This window comes from Kitasatospora sp. NPDC057738, assembly GCF_042798815.1.
Classification (GTDB): domain Bacteria; phylum Actinomycetota; class Actinomycetes; order Streptomycetales; family Streptomycetaceae; genus Kitasatospora; species Kitasatospora lactacystinica.
Map to the genome: position 1 here is coordinate 68,981 of NZ_JBHVJT010000001.1, position 14,512 is coordinate 83,492.

General features: G+C 75.4%; 11 protein-coding genes. 7 read left to right on the top strand and 4 right to left on the bottom strand.

Annotation, left to right across the window (positions count from 1 at the left end; translation table 11 throughout):
• Nucleotides 1-216: 216 nt before the first annotated feature.
• Nucleotides 217-1,653 carry a purine-cytosine permease family protein gene (locus tag ACFVGO_RS00245; RefSeq protein ID WP_380630418.1) on the bottom strand — a complete coding sequence of 479 codons (1,437 nt, stop codon included), beginning with the start codon at nucleotides 1,651-1,653 and terminating at the stop codon, nucleotides 217-219.
• A 71-nt stretch (nucleotides 1,654-1,724) separates the two neighbouring features.
• Between ACFVGO_RS00245 and ACFVGO_RS00250 the strand changes: the two genes are divergently transcribed.
• From ACFVGO_RS00250 to ACFVGO_RS00265, 4 genes are all read left to right on the top strand, one after another.
• Entirely contained in the window at nucleotides 1,725-2,423 is a 699-nt protein-coding gene (locus ACFVGO_RS00250; protein ID WP_359898489.1) for a TetR family transcriptional regulator C-terminal domain-containing protein, read from the top strand.
• Between the two features lie 57 nt (nucleotides 2,424-2,480).
• On the top strand, nucleotides 2,481-4,130 hold the full coding sequence (locus tag ACFVGO_RS00255; protein ID WP_380630419.1) for an amidohydrolase: 1,650 nt from the start codon (nucleotides 2,481-2,483) through the stop codon (nucleotides 4,128-4,130).
• A 396-nt stretch (nucleotides 4,131-4,526) separates the two neighbouring features.
• Nucleotides 4,527-5,942: an erythromycin esterase family protein gene (locus tag ACFVGO_RS00260; RefSeq protein ID WP_380630421.1), complete on the top strand. Its 1,416-nt coding sequence runs from the start codon at nucleotides 4,527-4,529 to the stop codon at nucleotides 5,940-5,942.
• 109 nt (nucleotides 5,943-6,051) lie between these two features.
• Complete coding sequence (locus tag ACFVGO_RS00265; RefSeq protein ID WP_380348961.1) at nucleotides 6,052-6,957, top strand: immunity 49 family protein; 906 nt, start codon at nucleotides 6,052-6,054, stop codon at nucleotides 6,955-6,957.
• 103 nt (nucleotides 6,958-7,060) lie between these two features.
• Here ACFVGO_RS00265 and ACFVGO_RS00270 read toward each other — a convergent pair whose 3' ends face one another.
• The gene (locus ACFVGO_RS00270; RefSeq protein ID WP_380630422.1) at nucleotides 7,061-8,164 is read right to left on the bottom strand and encodes an amidohydrolase; all 1,104 of its coding nucleotides are present in this window, start codon (nucleotides 8,162-8,164) and stop codon (nucleotides 7,061-7,063) included.
• Nucleotides 8,165-8,419: 255 nt separating this feature from the next.
• Between ACFVGO_RS00270 and ACFVGO_RS00275 the strand changes: the two genes are divergently transcribed.
• Entirely contained in the window at nucleotides 8,420-8,911 is a 492-nt protein-coding gene (locus ACFVGO_RS00275; protein ID WP_380348962.1) for an HPP family protein, read from the top strand.
• 51 nt (nucleotides 8,912-8,962) lie between these two features.
• On the opposite strand, the gene ACFVGO_RS00280 is transcribed toward ACFVGO_RS00275, so the two are convergent.
• Together ACFVGO_RS00280 and ACFVGO_RS00285 are read right to left on the bottom strand one after the other, a co-directional pair.
• A complete protein-coding gene (locus tag ACFVGO_RS00280; protein WP_359898483.1) occupies nucleotides 8,963-9,616 on the bottom strand; it encodes a response regulator transcription factor in 654 nt (217 codons plus the stop codon).
• A complete protein-coding gene (locus tag ACFVGO_RS00285; RefSeq protein ID WP_380630424.1) occupies nucleotides 9,598-10,929 on the bottom strand; it encodes a sensor histidine kinase in 1,332 nt (443 codons plus the stop codon). Before ACFVGO_RS00285 ends, ACFVGO_RS00280 begins: the two co-directional genes overlap by 19 nt.
• A gap of 110 nt (nucleotides 10,930-11,039) precedes the next feature.
• Between ACFVGO_RS00285 and ACFVGO_RS00290 the strand changes: the two genes are divergently transcribed.
• Together ACFVGO_RS00290 and ACFVGO_RS00295 are read left to right on the top strand one after the other, a co-directional pair.
• A complete protein-coding gene (locus tag ACFVGO_RS00290) occupies nucleotides 11,040-11,786 on the top strand; it encodes an ABC transporter ATP-binding protein (RefSeq protein ID WP_380630425.1) in 747 nt (248 codons plus the stop codon).
• On the top strand, nucleotides 11,780-14,251 hold the full coding sequence (locus ACFVGO_RS00295; RefSeq protein WP_380630426.1) for an FtsX-like permease family protein: 2,472 nt from the start codon (nucleotides 11,780-11,782) through the stop codon (nucleotides 14,249-14,251). The genes ACFVGO_RS00290 and ACFVGO_RS00295 overlap by 7 nt, the downstream gene beginning before the upstream one ends.
• Nucleotides 14,252-14,512: the final 261 nt, after the last annotated feature.

The following is a 14,512-nucleotide window of genomic DNA, read 5'->3' on the forward strand; positions in this document are numbered from 1 at the left end:
TAGCTTGATAGTGGTAGGGGGATCGGCTCTCCTCGCCGTTTCCTTTGGCCGCCCGGTCCCACCCGCTCCCCCGAACCGGCCGAACCGGCAGCACCGGCCGGCCACCCGCCATGAGCGGCGGCCAGACGGGCAAGCAGGCGGGCAGGCGGCCAGACGGGCAAGCAGGCAGGAAAGCGGGCAGGCAGGGCGACCGGCAGCCCGGCACACCACCACGCGCTACACGCCACGCCGACGCATCAGCACCCCGTACAGCACCGCGGCCACCACCACACCCAGCGGCAAGGCCAGATCCACCCCGGCCAAGGCCGCCAACGGACCCGTGTAGAGCGTGTCCACACCGAGCGCCGCTGCCGTGACGCCGCCCGCGAGGGCGACGGCGCCGGCCGGGTTGACACCGGCGCGGTACCAGAAGGGACTGCCGGGGCTCTCGTCGCCGAGGGCGCGGCCGTCGTAGCGGTTGCGGCGCAGCAGGATGTCGGTGGCGTAGACGGCGGTGCTGGGGCCGAGGAGGACGACGGTCAGCTGGAGGACGTTGCTGACGGTGTCGAGGAAGTTGGAGACCAGCAGGGCGTACAGCGTCAGCGAGACCGCGACCGCGCCGTCCACCAGCACGCTGAGGGTGCGGCGGATGCGGATGCCGACGGCCTGGAGGGCGAGGCCGGCGCTGTAGGCGGTGAGGGCGTTGACCGCGATGGTGCCGACCACGAGGGAGAGCAGGAAGACGGGGTTGAACCACCCGGGCAGGATCTGCCGGAGGGCGGCCTGCGGGTCGGTCATGTCGACGGCGGTGGCACCGAGCACGCCGAGGCCGCCGACCACCACGCTGGGCAGGAAGCCGCCGAGGGCCGTCCAGCCGAGGACCGCGCGCGGGGCGGTGGTCGCGGGCAGGTAGCGGGAGAAGTCCGCGCTGGTGGTGTACGAGAGCGGGCCGGAGGCGATCAGGGTGACGCCGGCCAGGGCGGCCGCCCAGAGCCGTCCGCCGGTGAGCGGTTCGGGCTGGCTCCAGGCGAGGTCGGCGTGGGTGACGATCGCGTAGCCGACCACCGCGAACGCCGCCGTGAGGCCGAGGGTGATCGGCAGGTAGAGCCGGAGGATCACGGCGTGCCCGTACACGCTGATGGTGAGGGTCAGCACGACGATCGCGATCACGATGGTGATCTTGATCGGGGTGGTCGGGGTGATTCCCGCCTCCTCGGCGAGCGAGAAGGCGGCGACGGCGGCCGCGGCGAGGTTCAGCGCGAAGTAGCAGACCGAGATCATCCAGCCGGTGACGGCGTTGTTCACCCGGTTGCCCCGGATGCCGTACATGGCGCGGGTGATCACCTCGCTGGGCGCGCCGGCGGCCGGTCCGGAGACCGCGAGCAGGCCGGTGCCCAGCCAGAACAGGTTGCCGAGGACGACCACCGCGAAGGCCTGCCAGAGGTCGAGGCCGCTCAGGACGAGGGCGCCGCCGACCACCAGGTTGAGGTAGTTGACGCTGGCCGCGGCCCAGACCGGGAACAGTTCGCGGGCGCGCCCGCGCCGCTCGGTCTCGGGGATGTGGTCGATGCCGTGGACCTCGACCCGGCCGCCCCGTTCCTGCTGGGGCGGGGCGGCCGGGCGCGGGGGCAGGTCCGGGGAAGTGTGGGGGTGGTCCGGGAGCGTGGACGCCATTGGGGGCCCTCCGTGGGGGTGTCGTGCCCACCTGCTTGCTTATTGGTCGCACACTCAATAGCATCCGGAACATGACGTCAAGCGTTCAGCGCAAACGGGTTCGCAAGTCCCCCGAGGACCGCCGGGCGGAGATCGTCGGCGCCGCGGCCGAGGTCGCCCTCACCGAGGGACTGGAGTGCATCACCCTGCGCCGGATCGCCGAGCAACTCGACGTCCGGCCCGGCCTGATCAGCCACTACTTCCCCGCCGTCGAGGACCTCGTCGCCGAGGCCTTCGGCAGCGCCGCCACCGCGGAGCTGGAGGCACTGCTGCCCACCGAGCCGCCGGACGGGTCCGCGCTGCGACACCTGGCCCGCTTCTTCGCCCGCACCACCGGCCCGTCCTACGACGACATGAGCCGGCTCTGGCTCAACGCCCGCCACCTCAGCCGCTACCGCCCCGTCCTGCGCGAGCGCGTGCTCGACCAGGAGAACGGCTGGCGCGGCCGGCTCGGCGGTGTCATCGCCGCCGGGGTCGAACAGGGCGAATTCCGCACCGACGACCCGGTGCTGACGGCTGTTCGGATCCTCGTCGTGATCGACGGCCTGGCCGTCCACGCCAACACCGGGCTGCGCGACCACCCGTCCTCCGTCACCCGGCTCGCCGCCGCCACCGCCGAACGCGAACTGGGCCTGTCCGACGGCACGCTGAACCCCGCGGACACCACGAGCCCGACGGACGCGCCCGCCCCCACGCCCCCCGCTCCTGCCCCGGTCGCCGAGCAGTCCTGACCGAAGCCCCCGCACCCCCGCAACCCCACCCCCACCCGCAGCACCGCTGGAGCCGAAGTGCGCACCTCCCTGGTCCTCCTCTCCGCCCGTCTGCTCGACCCCGCCTCGGGCGGCTTCCTCCCGCAGACCGCCCTCGCCGTCGTGGACGGCCGGATCGCCGCCCTCGGCGACGACCGCACCGTCCGCGAACTCACCGACCCCACGACGACGGTGATCGACCTCAAGGGCGCCGTGGTCACCCCCGGCCTGGTGGACGGCCACCTGCATCCGGTCACCGGCGCCGAGCTCACCCACGGCCTGGACCTCTCCGCCTGCACCGACCTGGCCGGCGTCCGCGCCGCCCTCGCCGCCGAGGCCGCGCGCCTCGCCCCCGGAGCCTGGCTGCACGCCTGGGGTCTGGACCCGAACGTCTTCGGCGACCGTCCGGTGGAGTCCGCCGCCCTCGCGTCCGTCCTGGACGGCGTCCCGGCGCTGCTCCAGCTCTTCGACGCCCACTCGATGCTCGCCAGCCCGCGCGCCCTGGAGCTGGCCGGCGTGGACGGACCGCGCAGCTTCGACCAGGCCGCCGAGGTGGTCTGCGACGCCGAGGGCCGCCCCACCGGCCTGCTGCTGGAGGACGCCGCCTGCGAGCTGGTCGAGCGCGCCGCCCCCCGGCCCACCCGCGCCGAGCGCCGCGACCGCCTCGCCGTCGCGCTGCGCGCCATGGCCGCCACCGGCCTCACCGGCGGCCACGCGATGGACGCCAACGGCGACAGCCTCGACCTCTACGCCGACCTGGACGAGGCGGGCGAGCTGCCGCTGCGGCTGCGCGTCGCCCCCTGGTGCCAGCCCGGCGTGGACGCGGACGGGCTGCGCGCGCTGATCGCGCAGCAGGACCGGGGCGGTCGGCTCTGGCGGGTGGACGGCGTCAAGCTGTTCATGGACGGCACGATCGACAACGGGACGGCCTGGCTGGAGCGCCCGGACTGCCACGGCGAGTCCACCCACGCCTTCTGGCCGGACCCGGCGCACTACACCCACGTCGTCGGGGAGCTGCACCGCGCCGGGGTCCCGACCGCCACCCACGCGATCGGCGACGCCGCGGTCCGGCACGCGCTCGACTCGATCGAGAAGGCGACGACGAGCGGGCCGGCGAACGGGGGCACGACGCCCGGGACCTCCCCCGTGCGGCACCGGATCGAGCACATCGAGACCGTTCCGGACGCGGTGGTCCGGCGGTTCGCCGAGCTGGGCGTGGTCGCCTCCATGCAACCCACCCACTGCTGCGACTTCACCCGCGCCGACCACACCGACAACTGGTCCCGCCGCCTCGGCGAGGAGCGGGCCGACCGCGCGTGGCGCTGCCGCGACCTCTGGGACGCGGGCGCCACCGTCGTCCTCGGCTCGGACTGGCCGATCGCCCCCTACCCGCCGCTGGGCGTCATGGCGGGCGCCCGCCACCGCCGCCCCACCCGCGACCTGAGCCAGGCCCCGCACAACCCCGGCCAGGCGCTCACCGCTCTGGAGTCGCTGCTGGCGATGACCGCCAACGCCGCCCGCGCCGCCGGTGAGGAGCAGCTGGCGGGCCGGATCGCCGTCGGCCACCGCGCCGACCTCACCGTGTTCGCCGCCGACCCGCTCACCACCCCGGCCACCGAACTGGCGGACCTCCCCGTCCTGCTGACCGTCCTGGACGGCCGTCCCACCCACCGGTCCGCCTCGCTCTGAACCGGCCGTAGCCGGCGAACGCCCGGCGGCCCCGCCGTGCACCCCCGGGCGGGGGGCACGCGGGGCCGCCCGGGCCCGCGTCCGTGTCCGTGTCCGTGTCCATTCGTGCTGAACCGCGCAGCCCCCGCACTCCGTTGTCTTCCGCTTCCGTTGTCCGTACGGTGGTCCCGCGCTCCGACCCGCCCCGCCGGGAGCGCCGGACCTCCCGGGGGTTGTCCCCCCGCCGGATCCGGTGGTGTTCCCCAGCGCGTCGCCGCCCCTCGGTGATCGACGATTCGTTGGCCGGCATTCGTCGGCGAACCGTTCGCACCCATCGAACCGGCTGCCCGAACCGTCGAATTGACGGATCGGCGTACCGGCGGATCGATGGTTCGAGGAACCGAGGAGCAGCCCGACATGACCGCACGCAGCGAGGAGCGCGGCAAGCGCATCGACCGACGCGCCCTGCTGACCGCCACCGCGGCCGCCGTGACCGCCACCCTGCTCGCCCCCGCGGCCCGCGCGGACCAGTCGACGAGCGCCGACCAGCCGGAGACGGCGAACCGGACGGACCGTCAGACCTCCACCGTGGTCCGCGAACTGGCTGCTCTCGCCCACCCGTTGCGGTCCACCGAACCCGCCGGCCGGACCACCGACCTGCGGCCGCTGGGCACGATGATCGGTGACGCCACGGTGGTGGGGCTCGGCGAGGCCACGCACGGCGCGCACGAGTTCTTCACCTTGAAGCAGCGGGTGCTGCGCCACCTGGTCGAGGAGAAGGGGTTCACCACCTTCGCCCTGGAGACGAGCTGGTCCAGCGGCCTGCGGATCGACGACTACGTCCAGGGCCGCACCGGCGGTGACGCCCGGCAGCTGGTGAAGGACACGATGGGCACCTCGCCCTGGGAGCGCCAGGAGTTCGCCGACCTGATCGACTGGATGCGCGACCACAACCGTGAAAACCCGCTGCGCCCGGTCCACTTCCTCGGCGACGACCTGAACTTCCCCGCGATCGGCGACCAGCTCTTCGACCGGGTGACCGCCTACGTGCGCGAGGCCGCCCCCGGGTCGCTGCCGCGGCTGGAGCAGCTGTACGCCGGCCTGCGCCCCTTCGACGACGCCATCGGCTACGTCACCACGCGGCCGCTCGCCGAGCGGCGGCAGAACGCCGTCGTGGCGCAGCGGACGCTGGAGCTGGTCACCGCCGCCGGGCGCGCGGCCGGGGCCGGGGGCAAGGAGGACGAGGCGTACGCGTGGGCGCTGCAGCACGCCCGGAGCATCGCCCTGACCTTCGCCTTCAGCGCGGTGAACCTGGAGGACACCGCCGACGTGGCCGCGATGCAGCAGCTCCGCGACCGGGCGATGACCGACAACACCCTCTGGTGGCAGCGCCGCACCGGCGGGAAGGTGCTGCTGTCCGCGCACAACGGCCATGTCGGGTACCGGAGCAGCGACCCCGAGCTCTACCCCAGGACCCAGGGCGAGTACCTGCGCGACGCCCTCGGCACGGGCTACGTCGCCATCGGTCTCACCTTCGGCCGCGGCTCGTTCCTCACCAAGGACTCCCCGTTCGCCCCCGTCTGGAAGAAGGTCACCGTTCCCCCGGCCACCGCCGGAATGAACGAGTACGTCCTCGACCGGGTGCGCCCCCGCGACTACTACGTCGACCTGCGCTCCGCCCCGCCGGCCACTCGTTCCTGGCTGGACACCGCCCGCCCGACCTACGACGCCGGGACGGTGTTCCACAGCGACCCGCTGCCGCGGCTGGCGATCGGCCCGGCCTACGACGCGCTGGTCCACCTCCACGAGACCGGCGCGGCCCGCCTCCTCTGAGCGCCGGCTCCCGGTGTCGGTGGTCGCTGCTAGCGTGCCTCTCCGTCAGCACGGGTACGCGGGACGACGGACCGCACCATCGACGGGGAGGCACCAGCACGTGCGGGAAGTGACGCGTCACATTGTGGTCCAGCAGCGGATCCGCGACGCCCTGGGGGACGTCCGCGGCCGGGCGCTCGGCCACTGGTACGACCTTGAGGACAAGTTGACCATCGGGTCGGTCCGCGCGATGGGCGAGGAGCTGCTCGACCACGTCGCCGCCCTCTCCCTGGAGGACGGGGACCTCACCGGAGCCGACGCCCGCGCGGCCCTGTGGACGGCGGCCGAGTGCGCCCTCGGCGTGCTCCAGCTCGGCTGCTTCCCCCGGGGCGACTTCGACGTCCCCTTCCCGTACATCGGCAGGACGCTGGACAGCGAGGACGTCCGCTTCGGTCCGGTCGTGGACTTCGCGCCCACGGCCGCGACCTGGGTGGAGGCCTTCGCGATGTGCCTGATCGGCGGTCTGCTGCCGCACCGCGACCGCATGCTCGGCCCGCTGCTCGTCGAGGACTACGCGCCCGCGGTCCGGGACGGCCTGCCCCACTCGGACCTGACGTCCGTCTCCGAGCCCGCGGACCTGGCCGGGATGACGGCCCTCTGCTCGTACCTCTTCGTCGTGGAGACGGAGCGGCCGCCGTGGATCGCCCCCGGTCCCGTCCCGCTGCGCAAGCCGGACGCCGACGAGCGCGCGGCCGCCGCCCGGGGCCTGGACGCCGCGGCCGGGGCGGCGCCCGGCGGGCTGAGCCCGGACCAGCGGCTGCTGCGGGTCCTGCTGGACGACGACCGGGCCGCCTTCGAGGAGGCACTCGCCGCCCGCCTCGCCCTCCACCGCGACAGCACGCCCGCGACGGCCCGGCCCCGCACCCTGCTCCCGGTCGTCCCGATCGCCCTCGCCGCCCTCGCGGTCCAGGCGCACGGGTGGGAGCTGGGCATATCCTCCGGCTACCTCCCGGCGACGCTGGTCGGCGCGGGCTGACCGCTCCTCGGATCGACCGGCCCGCACCGGCCCGCACCGGCCCCGCCGACCCCGACAACCCGCACCGGCCCGCACCGGCCCCGGACCGGCCCCGCGGCGCCGCTCAGCCCGCGAACCGCCCGTCCCGTGCCACCGCCCGGCCCGCGCGGACCACCAGTTCGGGCCTCGGCAGGTCGATCACCACCTGCGGCAGGCACTCGCCCGTCACCAGCATGAAGTCGGCGGGCGAGCCGGCCGCCAGGGTGGCGGCCGGCAGGTCCAGCAGTTCGGCGCCGCCGTCGGCCGCCAGCGCGAAGCAGTCGGCCAGCTGCTCGTCGGTGCGGGCGTCGGTGGTCCAGCCGAGCAGGTGGGCGCGGTGCAGCATGTCGGCGTTGCCGTACGGGCTCCACGAGTCGCGCACGCCGTCCGAGCCGAGCCCGACCCGCACCCCGTGCGCCCGCAGCTCGCGGAACGGCAGCACCTGGTGGGCCGAGGGCGCCACGGTGGTGAGGCCGACGCCGGATTCGGCCAGCTCGGCGGCGAGGTCGGCGAGCGGGGCGCCGGTCAGTTCGGGGACGCAGAAGGCGTGGCTGACGACCACCCGTCCGGCCAGTCCGGCCGCCCTGGTCCGCGCGGCGATGTCGCGCAGCGGGCCGAGGCCGCGCTCGCCCCGGTCGTGCAGGTGGATGTCGAGGCGCAGTCCGTGCTGTTCGGCCAGGCCGAACAGCAGCTCCAGCTGGGCGGGCCCCTCACCGTCGCCGCCCTCGGCCGGGGTGGCGTCGAAGCCCGCCGGGTCGATGCCGCCGACGACGTCGACCAGTCCGCTCGCCGCCGCCTCCGCGAGCAGCGCGCCCGCGCCGGGCGTCCGCCGGACGCCGTGCTGCGGGAAGGCCACCAGCTGGACGTCCAGCGCGCCGGCCAGCCGCTCGCGCACCTCGGCGAGCCCGGTCACCCCGGCCAGGCCGTACGCGGGCGCCACGTCCACGTGGGCCCGCACGGCGCGGGTGCCGCGCGCCACGGCGTGGCTCAGCAGCCGGTGGGCGCGGTCGGCGAGCGGGGTGCGCTGGTGCCGGTGGAGGTCGACGTCGCCCCGGACGTACTCGGGCAGCGAGCCCGCCGGGCGCCGGCTGTACCAGGGCTCGCCCCAGGCGGTCTTGTCGGGGTGGATGTGCGCGTCCACCAGGGTGGGCAGCGCGATCCGGCCACCGCCCTCGACCACCTCCGGCACCGCCCCGTCCGGGACCCGCTCGGCCAGCAGCCGTCCACGGCGACCAGGTCGACGGCCCGGTCGGCGCCGTACGGGCGGACGTCCCGGAAGACGGTGACGGAAGGCGTGGTCATGGGCTGCTCGCTCTCGCTCTGGTTCCCGAGGTGGTCCGGCGCCGTGGACGGATCCTGTCCGACAGGCAAAACGTCCTACCTTTCATTCAACAGTCTGTTTATCATCTCCGGGTCCCTGTCCCCCGTCCGGAGTCGCTCACGCATGTCCACGCCACCGCCCGCCGCCACACCCAGGCCGCACCCGCTGCACGTCCTGCGGGCCACCGTCTTCGCCATCGGCGCCCTGCTCCTCCTGGTCGGGGTGGGCGTACTGCTCCACCAACCGCTGCTGATCCCGCCATTGGCCGCCAGCGCCGCGCTGGTGCACGGAGCGCCCGCGCTGCCGATCTCGCAGCCGCGCAACCTGATCGGCGGCCAGCTGATGTCGGCCCTGATCGGCTTCGCCACCCTGGCCGTCACCGGCAGCACCACCTGGGGCGCGGCCGTGGCCGCCGGGCTCTCGCTGGGCGCGATGATGCTCACCCACCTCTCGCACTCCCCGGCCGCGGCCACCGCCGTGATCGTGGTCCTGCAGGCCCCGCACCCCGTGCCCTTCCTCCCGCTGCTCGTCCTGGCCACCGTGCTGCTGGTCGTCATCGGCCTGCTGCCCGGCAGGATCGGCAGGCACCCGGTCCGCTACCCGGTGTCCTGGTGACGGCCACGCCGAACCGACGGCCGCGACCGCGGCCACGGCCGCGGCGGGCCCTCACGACCCCAGGTACCTCAGCACCGCCAGCACCCGGCGGTGGTCGTCCGGCGCCTGCGGCAGGTCGAGCTTGGTGAAGATGCTCGCGATCCGCTTGGCCACCGTGGCCTCGGTGACCACCAGCCGGCGGGCGACGGCCGCGTTGGAACGGCCCTCCGCGATCAGCGCCAGCACCTCGCGCTCCTTGGGGCTCAGGCGCTGCAGCGGGTCGTGCCGGCGGGTCAGCAGCTGGCGGACCACCTCCGGGTCCACCACCGTCCCGCCCCCGGCCACGTCGGTGAGGGCGGCGACGAACTCCCGCACCTCGCCGATCCGGTCCTTGAGCAGGTAGCCGGTGCCCGCACCCCGGTCGCCGGCGGAGATCAGCTCGGCGGTGTACCCCTGCGAGACGTACTGGCTGAGCACCAGGACGGGCAGCCGCGGATCCTCCTCGCGCAGCCGGCGGGCCGCGCGCAGTCCGTCGTCGGTGTTGTCCGGGGGCATCCGGACGTCGACGACCACCACGTCCGGCCGGTGCTCCCGGACCGCCTCGACCAGTGCCGGGGCGTCGCCGACGGCGGCCGCCACGGTGTGCCCGAACCGCTCCAGCAGGGAGACCAGGCCCTCCCGCAGGAGCACCGAGTCCTCCGCGACGACTAACCGAAGTGCAGGCACGGGATCTCCACTCGCAGGACGGTCGGCCCACCGGCCGGGGAACGCAGGCACAGGGTGCCGTCGATGACGGCGAGCCGGTCGCTGATGCCCAGCAGGCCCGTGCCGGCGGCCGGGTCGGCGCCGCCGGCCCCGTCGTCCCGGATCTCCAGCACCAGCCCGTCCGCCGCCGCACGGCCGTGCACCGAGGCGCGCCGGGCGCCGCTGTGCCGGACCACGTTCGCCAGCGCCTCGCAGACCACGAAGTAGGCGGCGGCCTCGACCGGGGCGGGCGGCCGCCCGGGCAGTGCGACGTCGACGTCCACCGGCACCGCCGAGCGGCCCGCGAGGTCCCGCACCGCCGGTTCCAGTCCCCGGTCGGTGAGGACCTGCGGATGGATGCCGTGGATCAGTTCGCGCAGTTCCCGCAGCGCCGTCCGCACCTCCTCCCGGGCCTCCCGGACCTGCCGGGCAGCGGCCGAGTCCTCGGGCAGGTCGAGACCGGCCAGGCCGAGCCTGACGGAGAGCGAGACCAGCCGCTGCTGGGCGCCGTCGTGCAGGTCGCGCTCGATCCGGCGCCGTTCCACCTCGTACGCGTCCACCAGTCGGGCCCGCGAGGCCACCACCCGGGTCAGCTCGTTCTCGGCGGGCTCCAGCACGGCCCGGGCGGTCACCGCCCGTACCCCCGCCCAGGCCGCCAGCGGGTAGGCCGCCACCGGGAGCAGCACGAGTCCGGCGAGCGGTCCGAGCCAGGAGGCGGTGGGGTTCGCGGTGGGCTGGAACGGGGCGGCCAGCAGGAACAGCGGGGTGCCGAGGCCCACCGCGACCAGTCCGAGGTCGATCCACCAGAGCAGCAGCAGGGAGACCAGCCCGTAGCCGAGGTCGCGCCGGGCCGCCGGCCCCCGGAACAGTTCGCGGGCACGTCCGCGCCGCCCCTCCGCCCCGCCCCGCGGCCCCGGCCCCGGCCCCGGACCCGGACCCGGACCCGACGGTACCGACCCTGACGGTACCGACCCCGGCACCACCCGCCCCGACCGCACCCGCCCCGACCGCACCCGCCCCGACGGCCCCGCCCCGGGCAGCACCAGCCGCAGCCGCCACCGCTCGTACCCGGTCACCGCCCGCCCCGCCAGGGCCAGCGGCGGCAGCACGACCGCCACCGCCAGGGGTCCCAGCCCGCCCCACAGCAGCACCGGCAGCGCCGCCAGCCCGGCGGCCGTCGCCCCCACCGCGGCTCCCGCGAGCAGGAAGCCCAGCGCGCGCCACGGCCACACGGAGCCGAGGAACGCCGACGGCCGCTGGGCCAGCGCCTCCAGGGTGTTGCGGACAGCGATCACCCTGCCGACCCTAGCCGCCGCCCACCGCCCGCCGCAGGGGTGCTGGCACTACCTCCGCTCTCGCCCCAACACCCCTGCGCTCCGCCACCGTTGACGGGTTGCCTGGGACCATGACGAACTCGACCGACACGGTCCTCCTGCGGGCCGTGACCAAGCAGTACGGCACCGGCGACCGCGCCGTCACCGCACTGGACGATGTGACCGTCGCCTTCCCGCGCGGCAGCTTCACCGCGGTGATGGGCCCCTCCGGCTCCGGAAAGTCGACGCTGCTGCACTGCGCGGCCGGCCTGGACCGGGTCTCCGACGGCACCGTGGTGATCGACGGCACCGAACTCGGCGGCCTGGACGAGACCCGGCTGACCCTGCTGCGCCGCGAGCGCCTCGGCTTCGTCTTCCAGTCCTTCAACCTGGTCTCCGCGCTGACCGCCGAACAGAACGTGGCCCTGCCGCTGCGGCTGGCCGGGCGCCGCCCGGACCGGGCCGAACTCGCCACGGCACTCGCCGAGGTGGGGCTCGGCCACCGCGGCGGGCACCGGCCGGGCGAGCTGTCCGGCGGCGAGCAGCAGCGCGTCGCGATCGCCCGGGCGCTGATCACCCGGCCCGCCGTGCTGTTCGCCGACGAGCCGACCGGCGCCCTGGACACCCGTACCTCGCGCGAGGTCCTCACCCTGCTGCGCGGCATCGTCGACCGCCACCGGCAGACCGTGATCATGGTGACCCACGACCCGACCGCCGCCGGCTACGCCGACCGCGTCCTGCTGCTCGCCGACGGACGGATCGTGGAAGAGCTGCACGGCCGCAGCGGGGCCGCGGTCATCGCCGGCCGGATGGCCGCCCTGGAGGCCCCGGCATGCTGAGCCTCGCCACCGTCCGCGCCCGCTGGACGTCCCTCCTCGGCACCTTCGTCGCGCTCGGCCTGGGCGTGACGGTCCTGGCCATGACCGCCCTGGTGCTCACCTCGGCCGAACCGGAGGTGCCCCGACGCTACGCGGGCACCCGGGTCGTGGTGCAGAGCCCCGCCGTCGACCAGTCCGACGGCACCTTCACCCCCGGCCGGCCCTGGTCGCGGGAACGCACGCGGGAGCTGCTGCGCGCCCTGGCCGCCGTTCCGGGCGTGGACCGGGCCGTGCCGGACCGCGCCTTCTACGCCCAACCCGTGATCGACGGAAGGCCGGTGGGCGCCCCGGGCCCGGAACCGCGCGGCCGCAACTGGTCCGGCACCGCGTTCGGGCCCGAGCGGCTCGTCGCGGGCGGCCCGCCGGCCGACGAGCACCAGGTGGTGCTGGACGCCTCGCTGGGCCTGGCGCCCGGCTCGCCGGTCACCCTGCTCACCGCCGCCGGGCCGGCCCGCTACACCGTGTCCGGCCTCGTCCCAGGAACTGCCCCCGGGACCGCCCCCGGGACCGTCGACCCGCCGTCCCTCTACCTGTCCGACCGCGCCGCCGAGGCGCTCGCCCCCGGGGTCCGGGTGATCGGCCTGGTCACCGCGCCGGGCGCCGACGTCCCGGCCGTCGCCGCGGCCGCGGCCTCCGCCGTGGGCGGCGACGGGACGGTGCTGCACGGCACCGCGCTCACCGCCCTGGAGGACAGGAGCGCCGAGAAGACCCGCTGGATCGGCCTGCAGATCCTGACCGCGACGGCCGGGCTGACCGCCTTCGTCTCCGTCTTCGTGGTCGCCTCCACCTTCGCCTTCGCGATCGTCCAGCGGCGGCGCGAGTTCGGCCTGCTGCGCACCATCGGCGCCACCCCCCGTCAGATCGCGCGCACGGTGTACGCCGAGTCGCTCGGGGTGGGCGTCGCGGCCGGCGGCGCGGGCGTGCTGCTCGGCGCGCTGCTGGCGCCCGCGCTGGGCGCGCTGATGGTCGAGGGCGGACTGGAGCCGGCCGGATTCACCGTACGGTTCGGGGCGCTGCCGCTGCTCGGCTCCTTCGCGCTGGGCCTGGTGGTCGCGCTGCTCGGGGTCTGGTCGGCCTCCCGCCGGGCGGCCCGGACGGCCCCGCTGGAGGCGCTGCGCGAGGCCGCCGTCGAACACCGGCCGATGACCCGCGGCCGGTGGATCGCCGGCGGGGTGTGCACCGCCCTCGGGCTCGGGCTGGTGGTGGTCGCGGCCGGCAGCGAGTCCGACAGCATGATCAACAACGCCCTTTACGCGGCCATGGCGCTGATCGTCGGGCTCATGCTGTTCGCACCCGCCGTCCTCCCGCCGATCGTCCGCGCGGTCTGCCGGCCGCTGTCCGGGCTGCGCGGCGCCACCGCCGCGGTGGCCCGGGAGAGTGCGGTGACCGCCGTCCGACGCACCGCCTCGACCGCCGCTCCGGTGCTGGTGACGGTGGGTTTCGCGGTGCTGATCGCCGGACTGTTCCAGCTGCGGGCCAGCGGCTACGCGCTGGAGGAGACCGTCCGGCAGCAGGCCACCTCGGTGGTCACCCCGCAGGGCACACCCGGGCTCTCCGACGCCGCCGTGGCCGCCGTACCGGGCGGTGCCTCGCTGCTGCCCACCCGGCTCTACGCCGGCGGCACCGACCACGTCGGCGCGGTGGGGATGAGCGAGGCCGCGTTCCGCGCGGCCCGCACCCGGATGACCGTCACCTCCGGCTCCCTGGACGGCCTGACCGGCGAGAACACCATGGTGGTCAAGGCCGGCACGGCCGCCTGGCTGGGCTGGACCACCGGCCACCGCGTCCCGGTCACCTTCGAGGACGGCAGTACCGTGGACGTCACGGTCGTCGCGGAGATCACCGACGGCTCCGCCACCGCGAGCGTGCTGCTGACCACCCGCACCGTCCGGGCGCACGACCCGTCGGCGCTCACCTCGGTCGTCCACACCGCCGGCGCCACCTCGTCGGCCGTCCTCGCCCCGCTCGGCGCCCGGGCGCTGAGCAGCGCCGAGTACGCCTCCCGCACCACCTCCGAGGACGACGCCCTGGTCCGGATCTTCCTGGTCGTCCTGATCGGCACGTCGCTCGGCTGCAGCAGCCTGGCCGTCGCCAACACCCTGCTGATGGCCACCGCCCAGCGGGCCGGGGACTTCACGGTGCTGCGGCTGTCCGGCGCGACCCGCCGTCAGGTGCTGCGGATCGTGGCCGCCGAGTCGACCCTGGTGGTCGGGATCGGTGCCGCGCTCGGCCTGCTGATCGCGGTGGTCACCCTGGCGGGCGTCCGCTCCGGCCTCTCCGCCCGGCTCGGCACCCGGGTCGACCTCGCCCTGCCCTGGTCGACCATGGCCCTCACCACCGGCCTCTGCCTGCTCCTGGCCCTGCTCGCCGGCGTGCTGCCGGCCCGGGCGGCACTGCGCCGGCCCGGCGCCCGACCGGCCGACTGACGACCGGCTGACGGCCCACCACGCGGATCGGCTGCTCCCGGTCGTCCGTTCCGCCCGGCAGTTCGACCGGCAGCAGGCCCGGATCGTCCTGCTCGGCGGCCCACCGGTCGTAGGCCGGATCCAGGAGGACCATCACCGGGACCGGCCACGACAGCCGTCAGCGGAACACGACCGGCGGCCCGGACCGGCGGCCGGTCCGGTCCGCCGGTCCGGTCGGCCCGTCCCGCCCCGAGGGTTCGGGATCAGCGCTCGGACCGGGCC